Origin of the sequence: Pseudomonas sp. NPDC087612, assembly GCF_044743505.1 — a bacterium.
Lineage (GTDB): Bacteria > Pseudomonadota > Gammaproteobacteria > Pseudomonadales > Pseudomonadaceae > Aquipseudomonas.
In genome coordinates this window covers 432,992-457,791 of record NZ_JBIUWO010000005.1, presented here as the reverse complement: position 1 = coordinate 457,791, position 24,800 = coordinate 432,992, and the positions used below count along the sequence as shown (strand labels likewise).

At 62.9% G+C, this 24,800-nt stretch carries 21 protein-coding genes and 1 pseudogene; 12 read left to right on the top strand and 10 right to left on the bottom strand.

Annotated elements, in window-relative coordinates:
* Positions 1-24 precede the first annotated feature (24 nt).
* Both ACIOVF_RS13405 and ACIOVF_RS13400 read right to left on the bottom strand, forming a co-directional pair.
* Positions 25-630: a CDP-alcohol phosphatidyltransferase family protein gene (locus ACIOVF_RS13405; protein WP_045195837.1), complete on the bottom strand. Its 606-nt coding sequence runs from the start codon at positions 628-630 to the stop codon at positions 25-27.
* A gap of 47 nt (positions 631-677) precedes the next feature.
* Positions 678-1,610, bottom strand: a complete 933-nt coding sequence (locus ACIOVF_RS13400) for a LysR family transcriptional regulator (protein WP_401289929.1) — start codon at positions 1,608-1,610, stop codon at positions 678-680.
* A gap of 77 nt (positions 1,611-1,687) precedes the next feature.
* Between ACIOVF_RS13400 and ACIOVF_RS13395 the strand changes: the two genes are divergently transcribed.
* A complete protein-coding gene (locus tag ACIOVF_RS13395; RefSeq protein ID WP_195885632.1) occupies positions 1,688-2,452 on the top strand; it encodes a sulfite exporter TauE/SafE family protein in 765 nt (254 codons plus the stop codon).
* Here the strand turns inward: ACIOVF_RS13395 and ACIOVF_RS13390 are convergent.
* Positions 2,442-2,756: a putative quinol monooxygenase gene (locus ACIOVF_RS13390; RefSeq protein ID WP_093387814.1), complete on the bottom strand. Its 315-nt coding sequence runs from the start codon at positions 2,754-2,756 to the stop codon at positions 2,442-2,444. The genes ACIOVF_RS13395 and ACIOVF_RS13390 overlap by 11 nt on opposite strands.
* Before the next feature lie 191 nt (positions 2,757-2,947).
* Here ACIOVF_RS13390 and ACIOVF_RS13385 point away from each other — a divergent pair, with 191 nt between their 5' ends.
* From ACIOVF_RS13385 to ggt, 3 genes are all read left to right on the top strand, one after another.
* The gene (locus ACIOVF_RS13385; RefSeq protein WP_045195845.1) at positions 2,948-3,538 is read left to right on the top strand and encodes an NAD(P)H-dependent oxidoreductase; all 591 of its coding nucleotides are present in this window, start codon (positions 2,948-2,950) and stop codon (positions 3,536-3,538) included.
* A gap of 67 nt (positions 3,539-3,605) precedes the next feature.
* Positions 3,606-4,502, top strand: a complete 897-nt coding sequence (locus ACIOVF_RS13380; protein ID WP_045195847.1) for a LysR family transcriptional regulator — start codon at positions 3,606-3,608, stop codon at positions 4,500-4,502.
* Between the two features lie 117 nt (positions 4,503-4,619).
* Positions 4,620-6,287 (top strand): gamma-glutamyltransferase, encoded by a 1,668-nt coding sequence (gene ggt, locus ACIOVF_RS13375; RefSeq protein ID WP_093387817.1) that lies wholly within the window; start codon positions 4,620-4,622, stop codon positions 6,285-6,287.
* Between the two features lie 69 nt (positions 6,288-6,356).
* On the opposite strand, the gene ACIOVF_RS13370 is transcribed toward ggt, so the two are convergent.
* The 3 genes and pseudogenes from ACIOVF_RS13370 to ACIOVF_RS13360 form a co-directional block, all read right to left on the bottom strand.
* Complete coding sequence (locus ACIOVF_RS13370) at positions 6,357-7,070, bottom strand: methyl-accepting chemotaxis protein (protein WP_401289990.1); 714 nt, start codon at positions 7,068-7,070, stop codon at positions 6,357-6,359.
* A 141-nt stretch (positions 7,071-7,211) separates the two neighbouring features.
* A pseudogene (locus ACIOVF_RS13365) lies at positions 7,212-8,141 on the bottom strand (methyl-accepting chemotaxis protein); the annotation flags it as partial.
* A 333-nt stretch (positions 8,142-8,474) separates the two neighbouring features.
* On the bottom strand, positions 8,475-9,359 hold the full coding sequence (locus ACIOVF_RS13360; RefSeq protein WP_045195853.1) for a neutral zinc metallopeptidase: 885 nt from the start codon (positions 9,357-9,359) through the stop codon (positions 8,475-8,477).
* Between the two features lie 200 nt (positions 9,360-9,559).
* On the opposite strand from ACIOVF_RS13360, the gene pcaH reads away from it, so the two are divergent.
* Together pcaH and pcaG are read left to right on the top strand one after the other, a co-directional pair.
* On the top strand, positions 9,560-10,279 hold the full coding sequence (pcaH, locus tag ACIOVF_RS13355; protein WP_045195856.1) for a protocatechuate 3,4-dioxygenase subunit beta: 720 nt from the start codon (positions 9,560-9,562) through the stop codon (positions 10,277-10,279).
* A gap of 11 nt (positions 10,280-10,290) precedes the next feature.
* Positions 10,291-10,896 carry a protocatechuate 3,4-dioxygenase subunit alpha gene (gene pcaG / locus ACIOVF_RS13350; RefSeq protein ID WP_045195858.1) on the top strand — a complete coding sequence of 202 codons (606 nt, stop codon included), beginning with the start codon at positions 10,291-10,293 and terminating at the stop codon, positions 10,894-10,896.
* 55 nt (positions 10,897-10,951) lie between these two features.
* Here pcaG and ACIOVF_RS13345 read toward each other — a convergent pair whose 3' ends face one another.
* Entirely contained in the window at positions 10,952-13,702 is a 2,751-nt protein-coding gene (locus ACIOVF_RS13345; RefSeq protein ID WP_401289923.1) for a hypothetical protein, read from the bottom strand.
* Positions 13,703-13,809: 107 nt separating this feature from the next.
* Positions 13,810-15,522, bottom strand: coding sequence for an FAD-dependent oxidoreductase (locus tag ACIOVF_RS13340; protein ID WP_401289920.1), 1,713 nt, complete (start codon positions 15,520-15,522; stop codon positions 13,810-13,812).
* A gap of 172 nt (positions 15,523-15,694) precedes the next feature.
* Between ACIOVF_RS13340 and ACIOVF_RS13335 the strand changes: the two genes are divergently transcribed.
* From ACIOVF_RS13335 to ACIOVF_RS13325, 3 genes are all read left to right on the top strand, one after another.
* Positions 15,695-16,471 (top strand): IclR family transcriptional regulator, encoded by a 777-nt coding sequence (locus tag ACIOVF_RS13335; protein ID WP_401289917.1) that lies wholly within the window; start codon positions 15,695-15,697, stop codon positions 16,469-16,471.
* 151 nt (positions 16,472-16,622) lie between these two features.
* Positions 16,623-17,429 carry a sugar phosphate isomerase/epimerase family protein gene (locus ACIOVF_RS13330; protein WP_401289914.1) on the top strand — a complete coding sequence of 269 codons (807 nt, stop codon included), beginning with the start codon at positions 16,623-16,625 and terminating at the stop codon, positions 17,427-17,429.
* Between the two features lie 18 nt (positions 17,430-17,447).
* On the top strand, positions 17,448-18,326 hold the full coding sequence (locus tag ACIOVF_RS13325; RefSeq protein ID WP_045195866.1) for a DMT family transporter: 879 nt from the start codon (positions 17,448-17,450) through the stop codon (positions 18,324-18,326).
* Here ACIOVF_RS13325 and ACIOVF_RS13320 read toward each other — a convergent pair.
* Positions 18,323-19,663: an MFS transporter gene (locus tag ACIOVF_RS13320; RefSeq protein WP_045195868.1), complete on the bottom strand. Its 1,341-nt coding sequence runs from the start codon at positions 19,661-19,663 to the stop codon at positions 18,323-18,325. The genes ACIOVF_RS13325 and ACIOVF_RS13320 overlap by 4 nt on opposite strands.
* Positions 19,664-19,872: 209 nt before the next feature.
* On the opposite strand from ACIOVF_RS13320, the gene quiC reads away from it, so the two are divergent.
* Both quiC and ACIOVF_RS13310 read left to right on the top strand, forming a co-directional pair.
* On the top strand, positions 19,873-21,783 hold the full coding sequence (gene quiC / locus ACIOVF_RS13315; protein WP_258716306.1) for a 3-dehydroshikimate dehydratase QuiC: 1,911 nt from the start codon (positions 19,873-19,875) through the stop codon (positions 21,781-21,783).
* 77 nt (positions 21,784-21,860) lie between these two features.
* Positions 21,861-22,529: a TetR/AcrR family transcriptional regulator gene (locus ACIOVF_RS13310; RefSeq protein ID WP_045195875.1), complete on the top strand. Its 669-nt coding sequence runs from the start codon at positions 21,861-21,863 to the stop codon at positions 22,527-22,529.
* A gap of 59 nt (positions 22,530-22,588) precedes the next feature.
* On the opposite strand, the gene ACIOVF_RS13305 is transcribed toward ACIOVF_RS13310, so the two are convergent.
* Positions 22,589-23,449 carry a shikimate dehydrogenase gene (locus tag ACIOVF_RS13305; protein WP_401289908.1) on the bottom strand — a complete coding sequence of 287 codons (861 nt, stop codon included), beginning with the start codon at positions 23,447-23,449 and terminating at the stop codon, positions 22,589-22,591.
* A 171-nt stretch (positions 23,450-23,620) separates the two neighbouring features.
* Here ACIOVF_RS13305 and ACIOVF_RS13300 point away from each other — a divergent pair, with 171 nt between their 5' ends.
* Entirely contained in the window at positions 23,621-24,793 is a 1,173-nt protein-coding gene (locus tag ACIOVF_RS13300) for an alkaline phosphatase family protein (RefSeq protein ID WP_401289905.1), read from the top strand.
* The last annotated feature ends 7 nt before the right edge of the window (positions 24,794-24,800 follow it).

Here is a 24,800-nt window from a genome sequence, read left to right as displayed (position 1 = left end):
TATCCTTATCTGGCACAAAGTGCTTCAGCGGGTTTGCGCCAGACCGCGGCTGACCCGGTTGTAGAGGGTATAGAGCGAGAGCAGCAAGATCACCAGCAGCACGCCGTTGAGCCAGCTGGCCGGCAACAGGCCGCTGGCAACGCCGGCGCCGAGCACGCCGAAGGCAAAGGCCCGGTCGCTTTTGCCCATCGGGCCGTCGTAGCGGCGTTCAGCGCCGACCAACGGGCCCATGACCCCGGCGTATTCGCTGATCAGCGCCGCCAGCACGACGATCACCACCAGCGCCGACGACACCCCCGGCAGCAGCGCGAAGGGCAGGTACAGGGCGCTGTCGGCGACCAGGTCGCAGAGTTCGTTGTAGTAGGCGCCGAGCTTCGATTGCTGGCCGAATTCGCGGGCGAGCATGCCGTCGATGGCATTGAGGGCCATGCGCAGCAGCATCCATACCGGCACCAGGGCGAACAGCCAGGTGAGGTGTGGCAGCCAGGCCAGCAACAGGCCGAGCAGAACGGAAACCACGGCGGCGCTCAGGGTTACCTGGTTGGCAGTGACGCCGCGTTGGTACAGGCGCTCGACCGTCGGGCGCAACAGCGCCTGGAAGCGGGGTTTGAGCTGGTAGATCGACGGCACGGTGAAACTCCCTTTTACGACTCGGTTGGCGATCAGTGCAGCAACAGCTAGGTCCGCGGGGGCGATTGTCGGTGGATTGCCCCTGCCGGAGCAATAGCGCTGGCACTCAGGCAGTCGATCAAGGCCTGGGCATGCCCGGGCAGGCTGGCAAAATCCCGGCTGCACAGGCGCAGCTGGCGTTTTGCCCAGGGCTCGTTCAGCGCCAGGCTGTGCAACGGCAATAGCCCCTGCCAGCGCTGCACCGCGGCCATCGGCACGATGCCCAGGCCAGCGCCGTGGGCGACCATGCGGATCACCCCGTCAAACCCTTCGGCGCGCACCCGCACCTGCAGGCGCCGGCCCAGATGCAGGGCTTGTTCTTCAAGGTGCAGGGTCAGGGCGCTGTCGGCCTGCAGGCCAACGTAGCCGTGGCCGAGGGTGTCGGCAAAGCGTAGGTTGGGGTTGGCGGCCAGCGGATGGGCGGGCGGCATGATCAACATCAGCGGGTCGTCGCGAAACGCCAGGGTTTGCAGGTGTTCGCTGGCCACCGCGCTGGAGATGATGCCGATATCGGCCACGCCCTGGGTGATGGCCTGGACGATGCGCAGGCTCGGCAGTTCGTGGATGTCGATATCGATGGCCGGGTATTGCCGGAGAAACCCGGCGAGCAATTCCGGCAGGTATTCGGTCAGCGCTGCGGTATTGCACAACAGCCGCACCTGGCCCTGCAGGCCCTGGGCGTATTGCCCGAGGTCGAACTGCAGGCGCTCGACCTGCTGGGCGATCAGCCGCGCATGCTGCAGCAGCGCCTGCCCGGCAGGCGTGGCCTGCACCCCGCGACGGTTGCGTTCAAGCAGCGGCGTACCCAGCGAACTTTCCATGGCGCGGATGCGCGCGCTGGCGGCGGGCAGCGACAGGTGGCTGCGCTGGGCGCCGGCGGTGATGTTGCCGCACTCCAGGGTGTGCTGGAACAGGCGCAGGTCAATCAGGTCGAAATGCATCAGCCTCTTCCTGGGCAATAGTCTGGCTGAGTATATGGCAGATTTTCAGCCTGGGTGGCAGGGTGCAGGATAGTGCCATGACTACCTTCTTTGGCTTCTATCAGGATATCGGTCCAGCGCTGTCGCTGCTGGTCATTGTCACCTTCGTGCTGGCCGGTGCGGTCAAGGGTGTGATCGGCCTTGGCCTGCCGACCATCGCCATGGGCCTGCTCGGCATGGCTATGTCTCCGGCGCAGGCAGCGGCCTTGCTGATTGTGCCTTCGACCCTGACCAACCTCTGGCAACTGGCCTTTGGCGGGCACCTGCGCGCCTTGCTGAAACGGCTGTGGCCGATGCTGGCGCTGATCTTTATCGGCACCTTGCTCGGTAGCGCCTGGCTGGGCATCAACAGTGGCGCCTGGGCGGCACATGCCTTGGGAGGGGCGTTGCTGGTGTATGCGTTGTACGGCCTGTGCGGCCGCGGGATGAGGCTTGCGCCTGCGCATGAGTCCTGGATCGGACCGTTTTGCGGGCTGATCACCGGGGTGATCACGGCGGCCACCGGAGTCTTTGTGATTCCCGCAGTGCCTTATCTGCAAAGCCTGGGCCTGAGTCGCGAGGAAATGGTCCAGGCCCTGGGCCTGTCATTCAGCGTCTCGACCCTGGCCCTGGCAATCGGCCTGGCCGGCCAGGATGCGCTCGGCGCCCAGGCCCTGGGCGCGTCAATGCTGGTGCTGGCGCCGGCGCTGCTGGGCATGCTTGGCGGCCAGTGGCTGCGTCAGCGCATTAGTGCGGTGCTGTTCAAGCGCTGCTTCTTTATCGGCCTGGCGCTGCTCGGCACCCACCTGTTGCTCAACGGCTAGCCGAGGAGGGGCTGAGCATTTCGATCAGCTGGATATCGAAGTCGCGCTCCAGGTAGTCCATGCGTTTTTCGAAGAACGCCGCCATGTGCGGCAGGGCCGAGTGCACATCCAGTGCGGCCTTGCTGGCCCAGATCTCGTAGAACACAAACAGGCTTGGGTCCTGCTGGTCGCGCAGCATGTGGTATTCGATGCAGCCCGGTTCCTGGCGGCTGGGCTCGACGTAGGCGCGAAACAGCGTTTCGAAGGCTTCGGACATTTGCGGTCGGGTCTTGGCTTTGAGGATGAAACCGTACTGCTCGCTCATGGAGATGCCTCTGAATGGAAGAAGTGAAACGATTCTATGGCAACAATAAGCGTTTGATTCGTGCTTTTTAGGCAAATGTATTTTGCCCCGGCACGGCTGTTTCCCCGCGAGGCCTGCCTCTAATCTGCCGCCATCAAATTCACTCGGTCACAGGCTTCTTTGCCCCTGATCGAACATAGATGAGGCACCCCATGAAAAAAGTCCTGTTGCTCAACGGTGGCAAGAAGTTCGCCCACTCCGATGGCCGCCTGAACGAAACCCTGCACGAAGCCGCGCTGGCCTTCCTGGACCGCGCAGGGTTCGATGTGAAAACCACCTACATCGATGGCGGCTACGACAACGCCGAAGAAGTGCAGAAATTTCTCTGGGCCGACGTCATCATCTATCAGATGCCCGGCTGGTGGATGGGCGCCCCCTGGACCGTCAAGCAGTACCTGGACGAAGTCTTCACTGCTGGCCATGGCAGTCTCTACGCCAACGACGGCCGCACCCGTTCCGATGCGTCGCAAAAGTACGGCAGCGGTGGCCTGATCCAGGGCAAACAGTACATGCTGTCGCTGACCTGGAACGCACCGCAGCAGGCGTTTGACGACCCGGCCGACTTCTTCGAAGGCAAGGGCGTGGACGCGGTGTACTTCCCGTTCCACAAGGCCAACCAGTTCCTCGGCATGAGCGGCCTGCCGACTTACCTTGCGGTGGATGTGATGAAGCGCCCCAACGTCGAGGCCGCTGTGGCCGCCTACGAGCAGCACCTGGCCGAGGTTTTCCAGACCCAGGCCTGATGAAGCCTTGCGCAAGCCGCGCCAAGCGGCTATCTATCACGGCTGTTGCCAACCCCGGGGTACAGCCGTGAAAGCCAGGTCCGATGAATTGCAGGTGTTCGTCTCGGTGATCGAGTGCGGCTCGATTTCCGCGGCCGCCGAGCAGGGCGGGCAGACGCCGTCGGCGATCAGCCGCACCCTGTCGCGCCTGGAAACCAAACTCGGCACCACCCTGATCAACCGCACCACCCGGCGCATGGACCTGACCGAAGAAGGGCGGTTTTTCTTCGAGCGGGCCAAGTCGATCCTGCAGCAGATGGACGAGCTCGAAGAGCACCTGTCGGTGCACCACCAGACGCCGTCCGGGCGCTTGCGCATCAACGCCGCGCTGCCGTTCATGCTCCACGCCATCGTGCCCTGGGTTGGTGAGTTTCGCGCGCTGTACCCGCAGATCCAACTGGAGCTCAACACCAGCGACCTGATCATCGACCTGATCGAGCAGAGCACCGACGTCGCCATTCGCATCGGCGAGCTGGCCGACTCCAGCCTGCATGCCCGCGCCCTCGGTTGCAGCCCGTTGAACCTGCTGGCCAGCCCCGAGTACCTGGCCCGGCATGGCACGCCCGAGCGGGTTGAAGACCTGCAAGGCCACGCGCTGCTTGGCTTTACCCAGACCGAAACCCTCAACCACTGGCCGCTGCGCCATGCCGAAGGCGACCGCCTGCTGATCCGCCCGGCGCTGTCGGCCTCCAGCGGTGAAACCCTGCGCGAACTGGCCTTGGCCGGTGAGGGCATCGTCTGCCTGTCGCACTTCATGACCCATGAAGACATCCGCAGCGGGCGCCTGCAGGTGCTCCTGGCCGAGCACAACAGCGGCTATCGCCAGCCGATCAATGCGGTGTACTACCGCAACACCCAACTGGCGCTACGCATCCAGTGCTTTCTCGATTTCATTCAGAACAAGCTGGCGATCTACGCCTGCTGAAGCGTCCATCTGCGACAGCTTCTGCCTATGCGCGGCGAAAACTCCTACGGTGTTTGATAACTCGTCTGACATCAGCCTTAATGGCTGTTCAACGAAAACAACACTAAGGAAGCTCTCATGCGCGTTGTGATGTTCCGATCCCTGGCCCTCGGCGCCGCGATCCTCGCCAGTAATGCGGCTTACGCGGTTACCCTGGAGGGCGGTGCAGTTGCGGCACCCGATCAATATGGTGCACAGGTCGCCGCCGATATCCTGAAAAAAGGCGGCAACGCGGTGGATGCGGCCGTGGCCACCGCCTTCACCCTGGCGGTCACCTACCCCGAGGCGGGCAACATCGGTGGTGGTGGTTTCATGACCCTGTATGTCGACGGCAAGGCCTACTTCCTCGACTACCGCGAAACCGCGCCGAAGGCCGCCAGCCGCAACATGTACCTGGACGACAAGGGCGAGATCATCGAGAACCTCAGCCTGGTCGGTTCCCGCGCTGCCGGCGTGCCCGGTACGGTGATGGGGCTGTGGGAGGCGCATCAGAAATTCGGCAAGCTGCCGTGGGCCGAACTGCTGACCCCGGCGGTCGGTTATGCCAAGAACGGCTTCAAGGTCGCCTCCAAACAGTACCAGTACCGCGAAGACGCCCTGGGCCTGTTCAAGGACAGCACCAACTTCAACGACTATTTCGGCAGCATGAAAGTCGGCGAGACTTTCAAGCAGCCGGAGCTGGCGCAAACCCTGGAGCGCATTGCCGACAAGGGTGTCAGCGAGTTCTACCAGGGCAAGACCGCCGACCTGCTGGTGGCGCAGATGCAGGCCGACAAGGGCCTGATCAGCAAGGACGACCTCAAGGACTACAAAGCCGTCTGGCGCGAGCCGATGAAGATCGACTGGCGCGGCAACACGGTCTATACCGCGCCGCTGCCAAGTTCGGGCGGCATCGCCCTGGCCCAGCTGCTGGGCATCAAGGAAGCGCGCGCCGCCGACTTCAAGGGCGTCGAGCTGAACTCGGCGCGCTATATCCACCTGCTGGCCGAGATCGAAAAACGCGTGTTCGCCGACCGCGCCGACTACCTTGGCGACCCGGCGTTCTCCAAGGTGCCGGTCGAGCAACTGATCGCCAAGGACTACATCGCCAAGCGCGCCCAGGAGGTCAACCCGACGGCCATCTCGGACACCGAGAAAGTCCGCCCTGGCCTTGAACCACACCAGACCACGCACTTCTCCATCGTCGACAAGGACGGTAATGCGGTCAGCAACACCTACACCCTGAACTGGGACTACGGCAGCGGTGTGGTGGTCAAGGGCGCAGGCTTTTTGCTCAACGACGAAATGGACGACTTCAGCTCCAAGCCGGGCGTGGCCAACGCCTTTGGGGTGGTCGGTGGCGACGCCAACGCGATCGAGCCGGGCAAGCGCATGCTGTCGTCGATGAGCCCGAGCCTGGTGACCCGCGATGGCAATGTCACCCTGGTACTGGGTACCCCCGGTGGTTCGCGGATTTTTACCTCGATCTTCCAGGTGTTGAACAACCTCTATGACTACAACCTGCCGCTGGAAAAAGCCGTGGCTGCGCAGCGCGTGCATCACCAGTTGCTGCCCAAGGACACGATTTATTTCGATGCTTTTGCACCGCTTAACGGCAAGGTTGCTGAGGAGCTGAAGAAGATGGGCTACACCCTGGAAGATCAGGGTTGGGAGATGGGCGACATCCAGGCTATCCGGGTTAACGGCACGGCGCTGGAAACCGCTTCCGATCCGCGTGGGCGGGGTGTGGGGCAGATCGTTAAATAGGTGTTGAGTTGATCGCGGGTCAAGCCCGCTCCTACAAACCTGTAGGAGCGGGCTTGACCCGCGATGCTTTTAAACGCGGAAGTGGCTGACCATGGTCTGCAACTGGTTGCCCAGCCGCGCCAGTTCAACACTCGACGCCGCGGTCTCGTCACTGGCCGCGGCGGTCTGCTCGGACACATCGCGAACATTGAGAATGCTGCGGCTGATCTGTTCGGCCACTGCGCTCTGTTGCTCCGCCGCCGCCGCAATCTGCTGGTTCATCGACTGAATGTTCGACACCGTACGCGTGATGCTTTCCAGCGAAGCACCGGCCTTGCGGGTCAGCTCGACGCTGCTGTCGGTCAGGTTGCGGCTGCCAAGCATGACATTGGCCACCTGCTGGGTACCGCTCTGCAGGCCGGCGACCAGCTCTTCGATCTCTTCGGTGGACTTCTGCGTACGCTGGGCCAGGCCGCGAACTTCGTCGGCGACCACGGCAAAACCACGCCCTGCTTCACCGGCGCGGGCCGCTTCGATGGCCGCGTTGAGGGCCAGCAGGTTGGTTTGCTCGGCCACCGACTTGATCACGTCCATGACGCTGCCGATCTTCTGGCTTTCCTGTTGCAGCAGGCCCATGGCCTCGGTGGAGCGGTGCACCTCTTCGGCCAGGCGTTCGATCTGGCTGATCGCTTCGGCGACAACCTGGTCACCGGCACGGGCCTGACCATCGGCTTCGGTGGCAGCCTCGGAAGCATGCTCGGCATTGCGCGCAACTTCCTGCACGGTGGCGGCCATTTCGTGCATGGCGGTGGCGACCTGGTCGGTTTCAACTTTCTGGCTGTTGACCCCGGCGCTGGTCTCTTCGGTAACAGCCGAGAGTTCTTCGGCAGCGCTGGCGATCTGCGTGACGCCGTCGCGGATGCCGGTGATCAGGTCACGCAGGGTCGAGCCCATGCGCTGGATGCCTTGCTGCAACACGCCCAGTTCGTCACGGCGGGTGACGCGCATGTTGTGGGTCAGGTCGCCGGCGGCGATCTTCTCGACCACGGCCAGGGTTTCACGCAACGGGCGAGTGATCTGACGGGTGATGATTACCGCAGCCAGGATGCCGACCAGCAGTGCCAGCAAGGTGGCCGTCAGCTGCAGGGAGCGGGCCTGGGTGCTCTCACTGTCGCGGCGGTCCAGCTGGATCTGGTACAGGGCGTCGCTGGTCTTGACGATATCGGCGCCTTGAACGGTCATTTCCTGACGCGCTACGGCGATATCGGCAGTGGCGTCGCGGAACTGGCGTACAGCGTCACGGTAGGCCATCACTGCGGATTCAAACTGCTTGATGCGCGTCGCTTCGCCTGGCATCTGGCGGTTCAGGCCGGCGATTTCGGCCAGGGCGGTATCGAGCTGACGCAGGGCCAGTTGCTCGGTCTCGCTACTGATGTCGGCGATGTAGCTGCGCACGGCCAGGCGAACCAGCAGCAGTTGCTCCTTGGCCTGGGTGATGGTGCGGAACTGCTCCAGGCGGCTGGCGTCACCCTCGGGCAGGGCCAGCACGTCGCGGTTGATCGCTTCGATCAGTTCGATAGCGCGGGCTGCGGCCTGGTTCATCGAGTCGCGTGCGGCCAGGCTGGTCTTGTAACCGGCGCGCATCTTGTTGATCGACACCTGGTATTCGCTGATGGTCTGGCCCAGCTCCTGGAGCAGCTTGATGTTCTCCGGGCTCTTGAAGCTCTTGAGCAGTTTTTGCTGCTGCTCGCTGAAGGCATTGAGCTTGACCTGGACGTTGCCGGCCGCGGCGTCGTCGCCATTGGTCAGCATGTACTGCAGGCGGGTGATGCGCAGGTTGGTCAGGTCACTGTTGAGCTGGGTAATGTCGCTCATCCAGTTGCTGCGATCGATCAGGCTGCCCAGGCTATTCCAGCCGGTCAGGGCCAGCAGGCCGGTCAGCAACAGCACCAGGCCAAAGCCCAGGCCGAGTTTCAGGTTGACGCTGATGTTGGCAAACCAGCTATTCATGCAATCCCTCCAGGAACGTTGTGCTTCTTGATCCGAATCGGTGGAAGGTTGTTGTTATTGATGGCCAGCCGATGTTCTGAGCAGGGTTTATCGGCGGCTTGCGCCGGAGCTGAAACGCTTTTTCAGCAAAAATGATCAGCGGTAGGTAACAGGGGATTTCTGCGGCCAGCCCGAGGCTTCAGGCGGCCGCAAAATGGCTCAGAGCGAGCGTGCGCCGAAGGTGTCGCACTGGTTGATATCGCCCTTGGCGAAGCCGGTCTTGAACCAGCGCTGGCGCTGTTGCGAGGTGCCGTGGGTGAACGAGTCCGGTACTACGCGGCCCTGGCCCTGCTGCTGCAGGCGGTCGTCACCGATGGCGTTGGCGGCGTTCAGGGCTTCTTCGATATCGCCCGGTTCCAGCCAGTTCAGGCGTTTTTGCGCCTGGTAGGCCCAGACCCCGGCCAGGCAGTCGGCCTGCAGTTCCTGGCGTACCAGCAAACCGTTGTCGCCTTCCATGCGCTCACCGCGCTGGCGTGCGGCCTGGATCTTGGCCGAAACGCCCAGCAGGGTTTGCACATGGTGGCCGACTTCGTGGGCGATCACGTAAGCCTGGGCAAAATCGCCGGCGGCCGAGAAGCGCTGTTCCATTTCACGGAAAAAGCTCATGTCCAGGTAGACCTTCTGGTCGGCCGGACAATAGAACGGCCCGACTGCCGAAGAGGCAAAGCCGCAGGCTGAGTTGATCTGGCCGCTGAAGAGGATCAGGTTGGGGTCTTTATACTGGCGGCCGGCCTGGGCAAAGATGGCCTTCCAGGTGTCTTCGGTGTCGCCCAGCACCGACCTTACGAACTCCGCCTGCTCGTCATTGGCCGGTGGTGCCTTGCCGGTGCCGGTGGTCACTGGCGCGGTCTGTTGCTGGCCCATCTGCCCGGCCAGCTGGCCGAGGATCTGCAGCGGGTCCTGGCCGGTGATCCAGCCAATCCCGACAATCAACAGGATCGCGCCGATGCTCAGGCCCTTGCCACCGCCGAAGCGCATGCCGCCACCGCCCTCGCCACGGGCATCGACCACATTGTCGCTACGCCTGCCTTTTCGCCATTGCATGAGTGCTCTCCGGAGCTTGGAAACATGAGGACAAAGATTAGTTCACGGCGCGGGGCTCTGTCAGATTCCTGATTTATACATAACCATTTGGTTATGAATAGTGCTGTTCTTTTCAGTATTCGCCGGACCCTGCATACCGGAAACTGCAAGCTCGCCTGCCACGCCCAGGCCCTCCAATAATTCCAAGACAGGAGAACGGCATGTCTGCACAAGACAACAGTCGCTTCGCTATCCGTGATCGCAACTGGCACCCGAAAGCCTTGACCCCAGATTACAAGACCTCCGTCGCGCGCTCGCCGCGCCAGGCCCTGGTGAGCATCCCGCAGTCGATCAGCGAAAGCACCGGTCCGGATTTCTCCCACCTGAAATTCGGCCCTAACGATCATGACCTGCTGCTCAACTTCAATAACGGCGGCCTGCCGATCGGTGAGCGCATCGTCCTTGCCGGGCGCGTCTGCGACCAGCACGGCAAACCAATCCCGCACACCCTGGTAGAGATCTGGCAGGCCAACGCCGGTGGCCGCTACCGGCACAAGAACGACCGCTACCTGGCGCCGCTGGACCCCAACTTCGGCGGTGTCGGCCGTGCGCTGACCGACAGTGAAGGTTATTACAGCTTCCGCACCATCAAGCCGGGCCCGTACCCATGGCGCAATGGCCCCAACGACTGGCGCCCGGCGCATATCCATGTGTCGATCAGCGGTCCGTCGATTGCCACGCGGCTGATCACCCAGCTGTATTTCGAAGGCGATCCGTTGATCCCGATGTGCCCGATCGTCAAGTCGATTGCCAACCCTGACGCGGTGCAGAGCCTGATCGCCCGGCTGGACATGAGCAATGCCAACCCCATGGATTGCCTGGCCTATCGCTTTGACATCGTGTTGCGCGGACAGCGCAAGACCCACTTCGAAAACTGCTGAGGAGGCGCCCCATGCCTATCGAACTGCTGCCGGAAACCCCTTCGCAGACCGCCGGCCCCTACGTGCATATCGGCCTGGCCCTGGAGGCCGCCGGCAACCCGACCCGCGACCAGGAAATCTGGAACTGCATGGCGCAAGCCGACGCGCCGGGCGAACACATCCTGGTGTTCGGCAACGTCTATGACGGCAACGGCCATCTGGTGCGCGACTCGTTCCTGGAGTTCTGGCAGGCCGACCACAACGGCAATTACCAGGGCGATTTCAACCTGGAAAAACCCTTCAACAGCTTTGGCCGTACCGCCACCACCTTCGATGCCGGTGAGTGGACCCTGCACACCATCAAGCCGGGCGTGGCCAAGAACGCCGCCGGCGTGCCGATGGCGCCGCACATCAACGTCAGCCTGTTTGCCCGGGGTATCAATATCCACCTGCAGACGCGCCTGTACTTCGATGACGAAGCCCAGGCCAATGCCCAGTGCCCGGTGCTCAACCTGATCGAGCAGCCGCAGCGGCGCGAGACCCTGGTGGCGACCCGCTGTGAAGTGGACGGCAAGCTGGCGTATCGCTTTGATATCCGCATTCAGGGTGAAGGCGAGACGGTGTTCTTCGATTTTTGAATGTCGAAGCGAGTGGCATGAGCAAAGCCCGCCATTGGCGGGCTTTTTGTTCGGATCAGCGTGGTGTCGTAACGCCAATGGATTCGGACTTCAGCAGTTTCAAGCCTTCATCGGCGTTGTAGCCATGAATCTCTTTCACGTCGAGCTTGCGCATGAACGAGAGTGTTTCAGCAGTGATTACCTGGCCCGGTACCAGGATCGGAAACCCCGGCGGATAAGGGATCACGAAGTTTGCTGAAATCAACGGCGGGCCGTTTTCCAGGCGTTCGTCGATGGTTTTGTCGAACAGACGAAGATGCTCGCACGCTGCACTGTCATAGGCTTTGTAGTAAGCACTGCGAATGTCTCCTTCTGCCGTACGGCTGTTCGCCGACTCACGAAAAGCGGGGTAGAAATGGCTGAAGTCGGGCAGGTCCGGCACATCTTCCATAAGTGACGTGACGCGTGCATTAAAGGCTTCACGCAGGTTGTCGTCACTGGTGCCCAGGCGGTCCTCCAGTTCGCGGCTGATACGTACCAGCACCCGGATCAGGTGTGCCACGTCACTGCGAGTGTTGTTGATGTTGGTTTGCAGCAGCACGCTGTTGCGAGAGGTTTTGTTCAACTGAACATCGTAGCGGTTGGTCAGCAAATTCTTGAACGTGGTGCCGTCAAAGCCTGCATGGCCACAGACCAGCGTCAGGCGGGTAGGGTCCAGGGCGACTTCATCGGTGTTCAGGGCATCGACGACGGTGGACCACGCAGTGCCCTTGGCCAGGTAATCCTGCAGCCCTGAAGCCCGATAGACCGTTGGCACCAGGTCCTCGATCGTGAGTATCTTGAAATACTTGGATATCAGCGGGTGGCGGCCGACCTCCCGACGGATGTCGAAGGCCAACTGGGTTGCCGACATCACCAGTTCATAGCCTTCCAGCTCCATTTGCCGGCGGGCAACATCCAGGGACGCAATGATTTGCTGATTGGGGGAGGTGGACGTGTGGGTAAATACCGCCTCGCGGAACGATGCTTCGACGTGATGGAAGTCCTGATCGTCGACCAGGATCATCGAGCCCTGGCGCAGCGCCGACATAGACTTATGGGTGGAGTTGGTCTGGTAGACGCGCACGCGGGTGGTGTCCGGGTCCATCAGCAGGTGTTCCTGCAGCAGCGCAGGGTCATCGCCAGCAAGCGCTTGCAGCCGTTCGCGCTGGCATTCGAAGGCGTGTCGGTACTGCGGGCAACTGAGCGCCTGCTTGAGTTGTGTGGCGGCGCCCATGCCGGTTCGACGACGCAGCAGGGGTGAAAAGCGTGCAAAACCGAACCAGGCTTCATCCCAGAGAAAGGCCAGGTCCGGTTTGATTGCCAGGCATTCTTCCATGACCCGGAAGGTGTTGTAGACGTGCCCATCGAAGGTGCAGTTGGTCAACACCAGCAGTTTGACCCGATGCAGTTTTCCTTCTTTTTTCAGGTCGAGTAGCGCTTGCTTGATAGCGCTCAGTGGCACTGCGCCGTACATCGAGTATCGGGGCAGCGGGTAGGCTTCGACATACAGCGGATAGGCGCCGGTCAGCACCATGGCGTAGTGGTGTGACTTGTGGCAGTTACGATCGACAATGACAATGTCACCGGGCGCAAGCAGGGCTTGTTCAACGATCTTGTTCGAGGTCGAGGTGCCATTGGTGACGAAAAACGCCTGCTGTGCGCCGAACGCATGGGCTGCCCGGTCCTGGGCCTTTTTGATGTTGCCGGTGGGCTCTAGCAGGCTGTCGAGCCCGCCCGTGGTGGCGGAGCTTTCGGCCAGAAACAGGTTGATGCCATAGAATTCGCCCATGTCGCGGATCCAGTTCGACTTGAATATCGATTTTCCGCGGGCAATGGGCAGCGCATGGAAGGTGCCGATAGGACGTTGAGCATAGTGTTTCAGGTTGTTGAAAAACGGCGTTTCATAGCGCTTTGCAACGCCTTGCAGCAGGCTCAGGTGGATCTCCAGCGGCTCCTCGACTTCGTAGAACACCCGGCTGATGAACGCGTAGTCTTCATCACCGGCAATTCGCTCAACCTGACGATCGCTGAGCAGCAGGATATCGAGCTCTGGCCTGATGGACTTGATCGCTCGGGCCAGTGGCAAGGCCAGGTTCGTGGAGTCTTCGCCGTCCGGGCTGTTGCCCAGGTGTGGCGCCAGCAGCTCCCGCACCCAGGCGGCGCGACAGCTCGATGTAAAAGCGAAACCTTCGTAGATCACCACCGCTTGCAGGTTGACGTTGAGTATCACCGCGAGCAACGCATCCTCAAAGGAGTCGGTCATGACGGGCTCGTAGATGAAGGGGTCCTGGTGGCGGCGCAACTGGCGAATGGCCTGAAGGTGCTGCGGCCATGTCGAGATTGGCGCGGGGCTGACAATCAGTGTTTCGAAATACGGACGATGTGCGGACGCAGCGGCGAAACTACGGGGCGCGGGTGCGTCGGGCAGGTCCTCGCTGGCCTCCCAGTCGTTTGCGTCTTGCTTGTAACTGCGGTCGAGCAGCGAACTGCTGATGCGCTGAGCCAGATGCAGGGCTCCGATGCCATTGCCCGCTGCTACGCGTTCGACCAGCAGGGCCAGCAGGCGAGGGCCCGGGTAGGCCTGGTAAGCCTCCAATTGCGCAAGCTGCTCGAGTTGGGCAAGGCATTGCTGCTGGACCTTCGCGCTAGCGGGCTGATCTTTGCAGTTGCGCCAGCGGCGACACAGGGCGTTGAGTTCACGCCACAAGTCAACGCGGGCAGTGGTACAGGAAAACAGTTGATCGATTGGCTTTGCGTCGCCATCGGGCAGGGTCAGGTTGTTCACGGTTCAATTCCTTTTGAACGGTCGCCGGAGCCGTGAAGTATTCGCGTGGCGGATAATCGTGAGCAGCCTGTCTACTTTCCCTGTGATGCAATGCTGCAAGGTACGCCTTACTCGTAGTCTGTCACCCCGGCAATATGCCGCCCGGCGATATAGCCGAACGTCGCCGCCGGCCCCAGGTTGATCCCGCCCGCCGGATAGTGCCCGCCCATGATGCTGGCCATGTCGGTGCCCACCGCATACAACCCGGCAATCACCTCACGCTTTTCATCCAGCACCTGCGCGTGGGTGTTGGTCCTGAGCCCGGCGAAGGTGCCGAAACAGCCCGGTTCGACCTTTACCGCATAGAACGGCCCGTTCTCGATCGGCGCCACGCACGGATTTGGTCCGTGCAGGGCATCGCCCTGCTTGCGGTTGTAAGGGGTGGAGCCGCGGCCGAAGTGCGGGTCTTCGCCGTTGCGGGCATGCCGGTTGTACTCGGCGACCGTTGCCACCAGGCCTTGAGGGTCAATGCCGCAGGCCCGCGCCAGGGCTTCGATACTGTCGCCGGTCTTCAGGTAGCCGGATTTGATCAACGGCTGCAGCGGCAACGGAAACGGCCGTGAAATGCCCAGGCCATAACGGCGCTGGAAGGCATGGCTGCAGATCAGCCACGATTCGACCTTGTCCCCCGGCGCCTTGGCGACCATGGCGCTGACATAGTCGTAGTAGCCGTCGGCCTCGTTGACGAAGCGCTTGCCGTCGGCGAGCACGCCGATGATGCCGGGCTTGGCCCGTTCGATGATGTGCGGGAAATGCCCGCTGCTGCCGTCCTTGTAAGGCACCCGCGATACCGGCGCCCAGGCCACCGGGCTGTGCAGGTCGTCAGCCACCTGGCCGCCAACGCTTTCGCCCAGGCGCAGGCCGTCACCATTGGCGCCCAGCGGCGGCAGCGCCAGGTGTTCGTGGCCGGTGGGTGTACGCGGGAACAGCGCCTTGCGCCGTTCGATGTCGTTGGCAAAGCCGCCGGCGGCCAGCACCACGGCCTTGCGCGCATTTATTTGGATCGGCCCGCGCGCGGTTTCAATCAGCGCACCGCTGACCCGGCCATGCTCGCGGAGCAACTGCCGAGCCGCTGCCGATTCCCAGAGCAACACGCCAAGGTCTTCAGCCGACTTGGCCAGCCGAGCGACCAGGGCTACGCCGTTGACCAGTTGCAGGGCCCGGCCGCGGGTTGCCAGATCGAGCAGGTGGCGGCTCAAACGCTTGCTCACATGCAGCAGCGAGCGCCAGGAACGGGTGAGGCTAAGGAAGGCGCCGAGGTCCTTGCCGGCCATGATCGGCATGCCCATGAACGAGGTTTCGCGCATGGTTTTGCGCAGGCGCTTGAGCAGCTTTTTGCCCAGCTTGCGGCCATCGTAGGGGGCGGCAATTACCGAACGCCCGCCGGTGCCGGCGCCAGGGGTATTGCCGTGAATGTCGGCGATGCCATTGCCGTCGGCAAATTGCAGGGCGGTATGGCGCTCGAAGAACGACACCATGTTGGGCGCCGCGTCGAGAAACGCATCGATCATCGGCCCATCGAAACGTTCGCCCAGTTCATGCTCCAGGTAAGTGCGCGGCTGCGAGCGCTGCTCGATGATCCCGGCGCGCTGCGCCAGCGGGTTGCACGGTACCCACATCCAGCCACCGGACCAGGCCGTGGCGCCGCCGAACACCGGGTCCTTTTCAACCACGATGACCTTCTGGCCATGCCAGGCGGCGGTCACGGCGGCGGCCAGCCCGGCGGCGCCGGAGCCGATCACCAGTACATCGCATTCGACCAGCGGGGTATCGACGGGCATGAGCAGTATCCTCCAGGCAGTTTTGTTATATTTTGGAACTGTATTCCATATTCTATGGTTTGATTTGTCGCCCAGCCAAGGCGTGCCACGACAAAGTGGGCGAAGATCGGACAGTGATTTGCGCTTTCGCCGGGGCTCTTTAGAATCGGCACAAATTTCAGGGACCATGACCATGGCCGGCAGTCAGATCGAACGCGCGTTCAGCCTTCTCGAACGCCTCACCAGCGACCCGCGCGGGCTGCCCCTGCAGACCCTGGCCGAAGAGCTGGACATCCCCAAGAGCGCCACCCATCGCATGCTCGCCGAGCTGATGCGCCTGGGCTATGTGCGCCAGAACGCCGAGAGCAGCCGCTATCACCTGAGCACTCGCCTGGTGGCCATGGGTTTTCGCTATCTGGCCAGCAGTGGCGCCGATATCGTCCAGCCGATTCTTGATCAACTGGCCCAGCAGACCGGCGAGCTGGTGCGCCTGGGGGTGATCGACGGCGAACGCCAGACCTGGATCGCCAAGGCCCAGGGCGCCCGCTCCGGCTTGCGCTACGACCCGGACATGGGCCGTGATGCGCCGTTGTTCTACACCGCCTCCGGGCATGCGTGGCTGTCGAGCCTGAGCGATGCCCAGGCCTTGTTGCTGGTGGAGCGCCAAGGCATCGCCGACCCGACGCAGTTCGGCCCCAACGCACCGAAGTCCAATGCCGAGCTGCTCGAACGCCTGCGTGTTGCCCGCGAGCATGGCTATGCCTGGGTGGTGGAGAGTTCGGCAGTGGGGATGTCGGCGCTGGCGGCGGTGGTGCGGCACCCGCTGGATGGCCATGCGGTTGGCGTGCTCAGCGTTGCCGGGCCCAGTGCGCGGATGAGCGAGGCACGTATGCACGAGCTGGCGCCGGTGTTGCTGGCGGCGGTGGCGGAGTTGTCGGCGGCGAGTCCTGCGTCCGAGTTGTTCGTTTAAAAGCATCGCTGGCAAGCCAGCTCCCACAGGTACTGCATGCACCGAACCTGTGGGAGCTGGCTTGCCAGCGATGGGTGTCGTTTTTTTGCTTGCATTGAAATTGGAACTGGGTTCTAAATATTTCCAAGTTCAACCCGCCGAGAAAACAACAATGAGCCAACGCGTGATGTCCCTTGCCGCCCTGACGGTACTCGAGCTGTCGCCTGTCGACATGGTCGAGGTTGCTGCCCGCGCAGGCTACAGCCATGTCGGCCTGCGCCTGGAACCGGCCACGGCCGAGGAGCATCACTTCCCGCTGGTGGCCGACGCCGGCCTGCGCCGGCAGACCGCCGCGCGCCTGCGCGATACCGGCATCCAGGTGCTGGATGTGGAGATTTTGCGGCTCAAGCCCGAGACCTGCGTGGCCGACTTCGAAGCCCTGCTGGCGGTCGGCGCCGAGTTCGGCGCCAGCGAGCTGCTGGTGGCCGGCAACGATCCTGACGAGCAACGCCAGCGCGACAATTTTGCGGCCCTCTGCGACCTGGCCGCAGATTACGGCCTGCATCCGCACCTGGAGTTCATGCCCTGGACCGACGCCAAGAACCTCACCCAGGCCTGGCGCATCGTCGAGCAGGCCGGGCGCGACAATGGCGGGGTGCTGGTCGATGCCTTTCACTTTGACCGCTCCGGCTCGTCGCTGGATGAGTTGCGCCAGGTGCCGGCCTCGCGGCTACGCTATGCACAGTTGTGCGACGTGGCCGGGCCGAGTCCGCACGATATGGCCGAGATCTTGCGTCAGGCGCGCAACGAGCGGCGGTTTCCCGGCGATGGCAATTGCGATTTGCCCGGCTTGTTGCGTAGCCTGCCGCAGAACATTGCGCTGAGCCTGGAAATTCCCGTTCGCGACCAGGGCCTGAGCGCCTTGCAACGGGCACAGATGGCCCTGGACAAGACCTGTCAGTTGCTCCGTCAACTCTGAACCTGCGAGCTTTTATCGATGCCCCGTCCTACTGCGCTCGACGCTGTCAGCCAACCGCTCAAGGGCATTGCCCTGGTGGTGCTGGCGACCTTTCTGTTCGCCAGCCACGACGCCTTGTCGAAGTACCTGGCGGGGTTCTATCCGATTCTCTGGGTGGTGTGGGCGCGTTACCTGGTGCACACCCTGCTGATGATGGTGATCTTCCTGCCGCAGTCGGGCCTGCGCGTGTTGCGCACCCGGCGACCGGGGCTGCAGACCTTGCGCGCGCTGTGCCTGCTGGGCACCAGCCTGTTGTTCACCACCGCCCTGCAGTACATACCGCTGGCCGAGGCGACGGCGGTCAACTTCCTCGCGCCGTTGCTGGTCACAGCGCTGTCGCTGCCGCTGCTGGGCGAGAAGGTCACGCGCGGGCAATGGGTGGCGGTGCTGGTGAGTTTTGTCGGGGTGACGGTGATCATCCATCCGGGCGGGGCCTTGTTTACCCCGGCGGTGTTGCTGCCATTTGGCTCGGCCTTGTGCTTCTGCTTCTACCAGTTGCTGACGCGCAAGCTCAGCGGCACCGACAGCCCGACCACCAGCAACTTCTTCACCGGCCTGCTCAACACCTTGGTGATGAGCGCCGTGGTGCCGATGTTCTGGCAGACCCCGAGCTTCATCCATGGCCTGATGGCCGTGGCCCTGGGCACCTGCGGGATGACCGCGCACCTGTTCCTGACCCAGGCGTTCCGGCATGCGCCACCGGCCATGCTGGCGCCGTTCAGTTACTGTCAGATCGTGTTCGCCGGTGTTCTCGGCCTGGTGTTGTTCGGACACAGCCCGGACATGGCCGGGCTGGTGGGGATTGCCTTGATCTGCCTCAGCGGCCTGGGCGCCGCCTGGTTGCAACGGCGGCGTTAGGCCTCGACCTTCGGCACCTTGCGCGGGGCCATGAAGTACATCCAGGTCAGGGCGATGAAGTACATGGCCGGGATCATGGTGAACAGCAGGGTGTAATTGTTGTTGGTGGTGGTCAGGATGTAGCCGACCAGCTGGGTCATGAACATGCCGCCGATGGCCGCGCACATGCCGCCGAAACCGAACACCGTGCTCATCATGTGCTTGGGCGTGTAGTCCATGACCAGGCTCCAGATGTTGGCGGTCCAGGCCTGGTGCGCGGCGATGGCCAGGGAAATCGCCAGCACCGCGACCCACAGGCTGCTGGCGCCGGCGGCGAAGATTACGCCGATGATAGTGGTGGCGAACAGCAGCATCGACAGCAGCCGCGCCTTGACCGGGGCCATGCCGCGGCCGATCAGGAACGACGAAAGAATGCCACCGCCGACACTGCCGAAATCCGCACTCAAGTAGATGACGATCAGCGGGATACCCATCTGCGTGACGCTGATGCCCAGGCTGTATTGCTGGTTGAGGAACGGTGGCAGCCAGTACAGGTAGAACCAGAACACCGGCGCGGTCATCGAGTAGGCCAGGGCAAAGGCCCAGGTGCCGCGCATGCGCAGGATCCGTGAGAACGGCACGCGGGCTTGTTCCGGTTCCACTTCGCTTTGCACGTAGGCCAGTTCTTCTTTGCTGACGCTCGGGTGATCTTCCGGGTTGAAGTATTTCAGACCCCAGAACACTACCCAGACCAGGCCCAGGGCGCCCATGCCGATGAACGCCGCTTGCCAGCCCCAGACGGTGAGGATCAACGGCAACAGCATCGGCGTGAACATGGCGCCGACGTTGGTGCCGGCGTTGAAAATGCCGGTGGCCACGGCGCGCTCACCGGCCGGGAACCATAAGCGGGTGGTCTTGACGCAGGCGGGGTAGTTGGCCGCTTCGGTCAGGCCGAGAATGAACCGGCAGACCATGAAGCCCACCGCCGAGGTGGCCAGGCCATGGGCGCCGGTAGCCAGGCTCCAGAGCAGCACGGCGCAGAAGAACACGCGCTTGACCCCGACCCGGTCGATCAGCCGGCCTTGCAGCACGAAACCGATGGCGTAGCCGACCTGGAACCAGAAGTTGATGTTGGCGTAGTCCATCGCCGTCCAGCTCATCTCCTTGGCCAGAATCGGCTGCATCACCCCGAGGGCGGCGCGGTCGATGTAGTTCAAGGTGGTGGCGAAGAACACCAGCGCGAGCATGACCCAGCGGGTCTTGCCGACGGCCATGGCGCCACGCAGCTTGTCGCCGATGCCGGCGTGCGCAGTAGTACCCAGGGGCTGGGCCATGCGGGTGGATTGAGAGTGGATCATCGCGGGTTACCCGTATTTTTATGTTTATGGGTCAAGCCTTGGTGTCGAAATGGTGCGCCTGTGGTCAAAAAAGGGTCAATTGACTGAACGCTATATTGGGCGATAATCGAACACAAAACTAACTAGTTCGTACCTTTTGCATTGAGCAAAATTTGCTCAACACCAATAATTCCTCCACCGGTTTTTGCCTGCCCATCGGAGCCAGAATAATGCAGCGTTCGATCGCCACCGTATCCTTGAGCGGTACTTTGCCAGAAAAACTCGAAGCCATCGCCGCCGCGGGCTTCGATGGGGTCGAGATCTTCGAAAATGACCTGCTGTACTACGCCGGCAGCCCGCGCGAAATTCGCCAGCGCTGCGCCGATCTGGGCCTGGCGATTACCCTGTTCCAGCCGTTTCGCGATTTCGAGGGCTGCCGCCGCGATCGCCTGGCGCGCAACCTGGAACGCGCGGAACGCAAATTCGATTTGATGCAGGAACTGGGCACCGATCTGGTGCTGGTGTGCAGCAATGTCGCCGCCGATTCCCTGGGTGAGCGCCAGGTGCTGATCGACGACCTGCGCCTGCTGGCCGAGCGCGCTGGGGCCCGTGGCCTGCGCATCGGCTACGAAGCCCTGGCCTGGGGCCGCCACGTGAACACCTGGGAGCAGGTCTGGGACATCGTCAAAACGGCTGACCACGCAAGCCTGGGGATGATCCTCGACAGCTTCCACACCTTGTCGCTCAAGGGCGACCCACGGGCTATCGCCCAGGTGCCGGGGGACAAGATTTTTTTCGTGCAGATGGCCGATGCGCCGCTCCTGGCCATGGACGTGCTGGAGTGGAGCCGGCACTTTCGCTGCTTCCCGGGGCAGGGCGAGTTCGACCTGGCGGGTTTTCTCGCGCCGATCCTGGCCAGCGGTTACAGCGGCCCGCTGTCGCTGGAGATCTTCAACGATGGCTTTCGCGCCGCACCGCCTCGGGCCAATGCCGCCGATGGCCTGCGCTCGCTGCTGTACCTGGAAGAAAAGACCCGCCAGCGCCTTGAGCAAGACCGCGTAGCGCCGGCCAGCGACGACCTGCTGTTCGCCCCACCACGTGCCAGCGCCTACGATGGCGTCGAGTTTCTCGAGTTCGCCGTCGACGACGCCCTGGGGGCCAAGCTCGGCAACTGGCTGGAGCGCCTGGGCTTTACCCGCGCCGGGGTGCACCGTTCGAAGAATGTCAGCCTGCTGCGCCAGGGCAACATCAACCTGATCCTCAACGCCGAGCCTTATTCCTTCGCCCATAACTTCTTTGAGAGCCATGGCCCGTCGCTGTGCGCCACGGCGATCCGGGTCAAGGACAGCGCCCAGGCCCTGGCCCGTGCCGTGGCCTACCATGGCCAGCCCTATCGCGGCCTGGTCGGCCCCAACGAGCGCGAGCTGGCGGCGGTGCGTGCGCCGGACGGCAGCTTGATCTACCTGGTCGACCAGGATGCCCAGGGCCGGACTATCTATGACACCGACTTCAGCCTGCAGCCGCAAGCGGGCAGCAGCCTGGGCCTGACCCGCATCGACCATATGGCCCTGGCCTTGCCGGCCGACGGCCTGGACAGCTGGGCGCTGTTCTACAAGAGCGTGCTGGACTTTACTGCCGACGACGAAGTGGTGTTGCCCGACCCTTATGGTCTGGTCAAGAGTCGCGCCTTGCGCAGCCGTTGCAGCTCGATCCGCCTGCCGCTGAATATTTCGGAAAACCGTAATACGGCGATTGCCCATGCCTTGTCGCATTACCGCGGTTCCGGCGTTCACCACATTGCCTTTGACTGCGAGGACATTTTTACTGCGGTCAAACAGGCCAAGGAGTCGGGGGTGGCTTTGCTCGACATTCCGCTCAACTACTACGACGACCTTGCCGCACGCTTTGATTTCGACGACGAGTTCCTCAGCGAACTGGCTTACTACAACGTGCTCTACGACCGCGATGCCCAGGGCGGTGAGCTGTTTCATGTGTACACCGAGCCGTTTGAGGAGCGCTTCTTCTTCGAGGTGCTGCAGCGGCGTAACGGTTACAGCGGCTATGGCGCGGCCAACGTCGCCGTGCGCCTGGCCGCCATGGCCAAGGCCCGCGCCGGCGCGCCGGCCCAGGCCAAGTTGTAGGGCGCAGGCACCGAGGCTTCCTTACTCAGCACCCGGGGCTCATAATTGCCGGGTTAACCGATGGCCATGAGTCCCGTATGACGACTACCCCAGCACTCTGCGCAGCCCCCGAACAAGCGCCGCGCAAGGGCCGCAAGAACAATCCGGAAAAGACCCGCGAGAACATTCTCCAGGCGGCGATCAGCGAGTTCGTCCAGCAGGGGCTGGCCGGCGCCCGGGTCGATGCGATCGCCGAGCGCACGCAAACCTCCAAGCGCATGATCTACTACTACTTCAACAGCAAGGAGCAGTTGTACGTAGAAGTGCTGGAGAAGCTCTACGGCGATATTCGCAGCACTGAAAGCAACCTGCACCTGGCCGAACTCGAGCCGCGCCTGGGCATCCGCCGGCTGGTGGAATTCACCTTCGATCACCATGATCGCAACGTCGATTTCGTGCGCATCGTCTGCAACGAGAACATGCACCACGGCGAGTACGTGAAGCGCTCGGCGGCGATTCGCTCGATGAACAAGACCGTACTCACGGCGCTGGATGAAGTGCTCAAGCGCGGTGCTGGCGAGGGGGTATTCCGCCAGGGGCTGGAGGCGCTGGATGTGCACCTGCTGATCAGCTCGTTCTGCTTCTACCGGGTGTCGAACCGGCACACCTTTGGTGAGATCTTCCAGGTGGACTTCGAGGACAAGGCGGTCAAGGACCGGCATCGGCAGATGATTTGCGAGTCGGTGCTTAGATTTTTGCAGGCCTGAGTATTTTCGCGGGGCAAGCCCGTTCCTACCGTAGGAGCGGGCTTGCCCCGCGATGCTTTTCAGTCACCCAGACTGTTGAAGTGCTCGATCATCCGCGCCGCATCAGGCTTCACCCCGCTGAACAGTTCAAACGCCTTCACCGCCTGGAACACCGCCATGTTCGCCCCGCTCAGGGTGCGGCAGCCCAGGGCCCGGGCTTCGCGCAGCAGTTCGGTTTGCAGCGGAAAGTAAACAATCTCCGCCACCCACAGATCCGCCCGTAGCAGCGCCTTGGGCACCGGCATGCCCGGCAGCTTGGCCATGCCCATGGGCGTGGTGTTGACCAGGCCGTCGGCGCTGGCCATGGCGCTTTGCAGGTCATGACCGACCCTGGCGCGGCTGCCGGCAAAGTGCTGGTTGAGGTTGTCCACAAGGGCCTGGGCACGGGCCGGTTCGACATCGAACACGCTCAGTTGCCCGACCGCTTCTTCCAGCAGCGCGTGGGCTACCGCAGCGCCGGCGCCACCGGCGCCTATCTGCACCACCTGGCGGCGCGGCGCGTCGCTCAGGCCACGGCGAAAGCCCTCGGCAAAACCCAGGCAGTCGGTGTTGTGGCCGATGCGTTTGCCGTCCTTGAATACCACGGTGTTCACCGCGCCGATACCGCGCGCTTGCGGTGACAGTTCGTTGAGCAGCGGCAGGATCGCCTGCTTGCACGGGAAGGTGATGTTCAGGCCGGTGAAGCCCATGTGCTCGGCCGCGGTCAGCAGCTCTTCGAGGGCGCTGCTGTCGAGCTTGAGCTGGTCCAGGTCGATCAGCCGGTACAGGTAGTTCAGGCCTTGCGCGGCGCCTTCGTGCTCGTGCAGCGCCGGGGTGCGCGAAGCCTGGATGCCCGCGCCGATAAGGCCGGCAAGAATGCCGGAAGAAGAGGCCAAAGCCATGTTGAAAACTCCGTTGTTATTCTTGGTGATGAAGCGGGAGTGCCTTCGCTTAAAAATGTACCGAATGGTTAATTTGGTCAATCGGGCGCAAGGCCGCAGGGGTGTTTTCTGTGCGCTGATCGCACAGCCTGTGCTACACCTGTTGCTTTGCACCTGACCACGGAGGGCAACATGGCAACGCCGATCAACGACCTGCAGTCGCTGGGTGAAACCTGGCCCGGCCTGGCCAACCTCACCCAGTCGATTTTCGCGGCCCTGGGTGGCCACGGTTTTCGCAATGCCTTTCGCCTCGACCATTCGCGCAGCACCTGCCTGCTGCTGATCGACGGCCTGGGCTGGAACCTGCTGCAGGCCCACGCCCGGCATGCGCCGTTTCTTGCCTCGCTGATGCAGCCGGACAGCCACTTCAAGGTAGGCTTTCCAGCCACCACGGCGACCAGCCTGGCCTCGGTGGCTTGCGGGCTGGGCAGCGGCGCCCACGGTATTGTCGGCTGTGGTTTTGCCCTGGATGAACACACTGAACTGTCGCCGCTGACCTGGACCACCTCGCCCTTGCAGGTCGAGGCGCAGGCCAGCGGCGCGCCGCCGCCGGAGACTTTTATCGTGCCCGCCGATGCCTGGGGCCAGGCCGCGGCCCAGGGCATCGCCATCAGCACGGTGATGCTCGGGCGCTATGCCGGTTCGGACTTCACTCGGGCGATCTACCGGGCCGGCAAGATCCTCGCGGCGCCGGCCTATGATGCTTATCCGCAGTTGGTCAATGCCGCCCTGGCCGTGCCGGGGCCGGCGTTCTGCTTCGCCTATTTCGGCGACCTGGATTTTGCCGGGCACCTGTTCGGCCCAGGCTCCGAGGGCTGGCTTAAGCAACTGCAGATTGCCGACCAGCTGGCCCGGGCCATCGCCCAATCCTTGCCTGAGCAGGCGCGGCTGATGGTGATTGCCGACCACGGCATGCTGGCGCTGGACAGCGAACAGGTGCGCGACTTTGATCTGGACCCGGCGCTGCAGGAGGGCGTGCGGGCGATGGCCGGGGATATTCGCGCGCGCTACCTGTACACCCACGCGCACCAGCAGGACCGCGTGCACGAGCGCTGGCAGAATCGTCTGGGGGAGGGCTATCACGTGTTGAGCAAGGCCCAGGCGATTGCCAAGGGGCTGTTCGGCGATGTGCTGCTAAGCCAGGCGGAGGGGCGGATTGGCGATCTGATCGTGGTCCCGCGCGGGGCGGGCGGGATCATTCGCAGCGAGGTGGAAAAGCACGCCAGCCAATGGCGCGGGCACCATGGGGCGTTGACCGATGAGGATCAGCTGGTGCCGCTGTTGATGTGTTCGGGGCTCGGCTGAAGGGCCC

Bases quoted from the DNA above. Each gene is read 5' to 3' on its own strand.
- ACIOVF_RS13395 (WP_195885632.1), top strand. From the start codon at position 1,688: ATGACTACCTTCTTTGGCTTCTATCAGGATATCGGTCCAGCGCTGTCG.
- ACIOVF_RS13320 (WP_045195868.1), bottom strand. From the start codon at position 19,663: ATGATCCACTCTCAATCCACCCGCATGGCCCAGCCCCTGGGTACTACT.
- pcaH (WP_045195856.1), top strand. From the start codon at position 9,560: ATGTCTGCACAAGACAACAGTCGCTTCGCTATCCGTGATCGCAACTGG.
- ACIOVF_RS13305 (WP_401289908.1), bottom strand. From the start codon at position 23,449: ATGGCTTTGGCCTCTTCTTCCGGCATTCTTGCCGGCCTTATCGGCGCG.
- ggt (WP_093387817.1), top strand. From the start codon at position 4,620: ATGCGCGTTGTGATGTTCCGATCCCTGGCCCTCGGCGCCGCGATCCTC.
- ACIOVF_RS13340 (WP_401289920.1), bottom strand. From the start codon at position 15,522: ATGCCCGTCGATACCCCGCTGGTCGAATGCGATGTACTGGTGATCGGC.
- ACIOVF_RS13310 (WP_045195875.1), top strand. From the start codon at position 21,861: ATGACGACTACCCCAGCACTCTGCGCAGCCCCCGAACAAGCGCCGCGC.
- ACIOVF_RS13300 (WP_401289905.1), top strand. From the start codon at position 23,621: ATGGCAACGCCGATCAACGACCTGCAGTCGCTGGGTGAAACCTGGCCC.
- quiC (WP_258716306.1), top strand. From the start codon at position 19,873: ATGCAGCGTTCGATCGCCACCGTATCCTTGAGCGGTACTTTGCCAGAA.
- pcaG (WP_045195858.1), top strand. From the start codon at position 10,291: ATGCCTATCGAACTGCTGCCGGAAACCCCTTCGCAGACCGCCGGCCCC.
- ACIOVF_RS13400 (WP_401289929.1), bottom strand. From the start codon at position 1,610: ATGCATTTCGACCTGATTGACCTGCGCCTGTTCCAGCACACCCTGGAG.
- ACIOVF_RS13385 (WP_045195845.1), top strand. From the start codon at position 2,948: ATGAAAAAAGTCCTGTTGCTCAACGGTGGCAAGAAGTTCGCCCACTCC.
- ACIOVF_RS13390 (WP_093387814.1), bottom strand. From the start codon at position 2,756: ATGAGCGAGCAGTACGGTTTCATCCTCAAAGCCAAGACCCGACCGCAA.
- ACIOVF_RS13360 (WP_045195853.1), bottom strand. From the start codon at position 9,359: ATGCAATGGCGAAAAGGCAGGCGTAGCGACAATGTGGTCGATGCCCGT.
- ACIOVF_RS13330 (WP_401289914.1), top strand. From the start codon at position 16,623: ATGAGCCAACGCGTGATGTCCCTTGCCGCCCTGACGGTACTCGAGCTG.
- ACIOVF_RS13335 (WP_401289917.1), top strand. From the start codon at position 15,695: ATGGCCGGCAGTCAGATCGAACGCGCGTTCAGCCTTCTCGAACGCCTC.
- ACIOVF_RS13325 (WP_045195866.1), top strand. From the start codon at position 17,448: ATGCCCCGTCCTACTGCGCTCGACGCTGTCAGCCAACCGCTCAAGGGC.
- ACIOVF_RS13370 (WP_401289990.1), bottom strand. From the start codon at position 7,070: ATGCACGAAATGGCCGCCACCGTGCAGGAAGTTGCGCGCAATGCCGAG.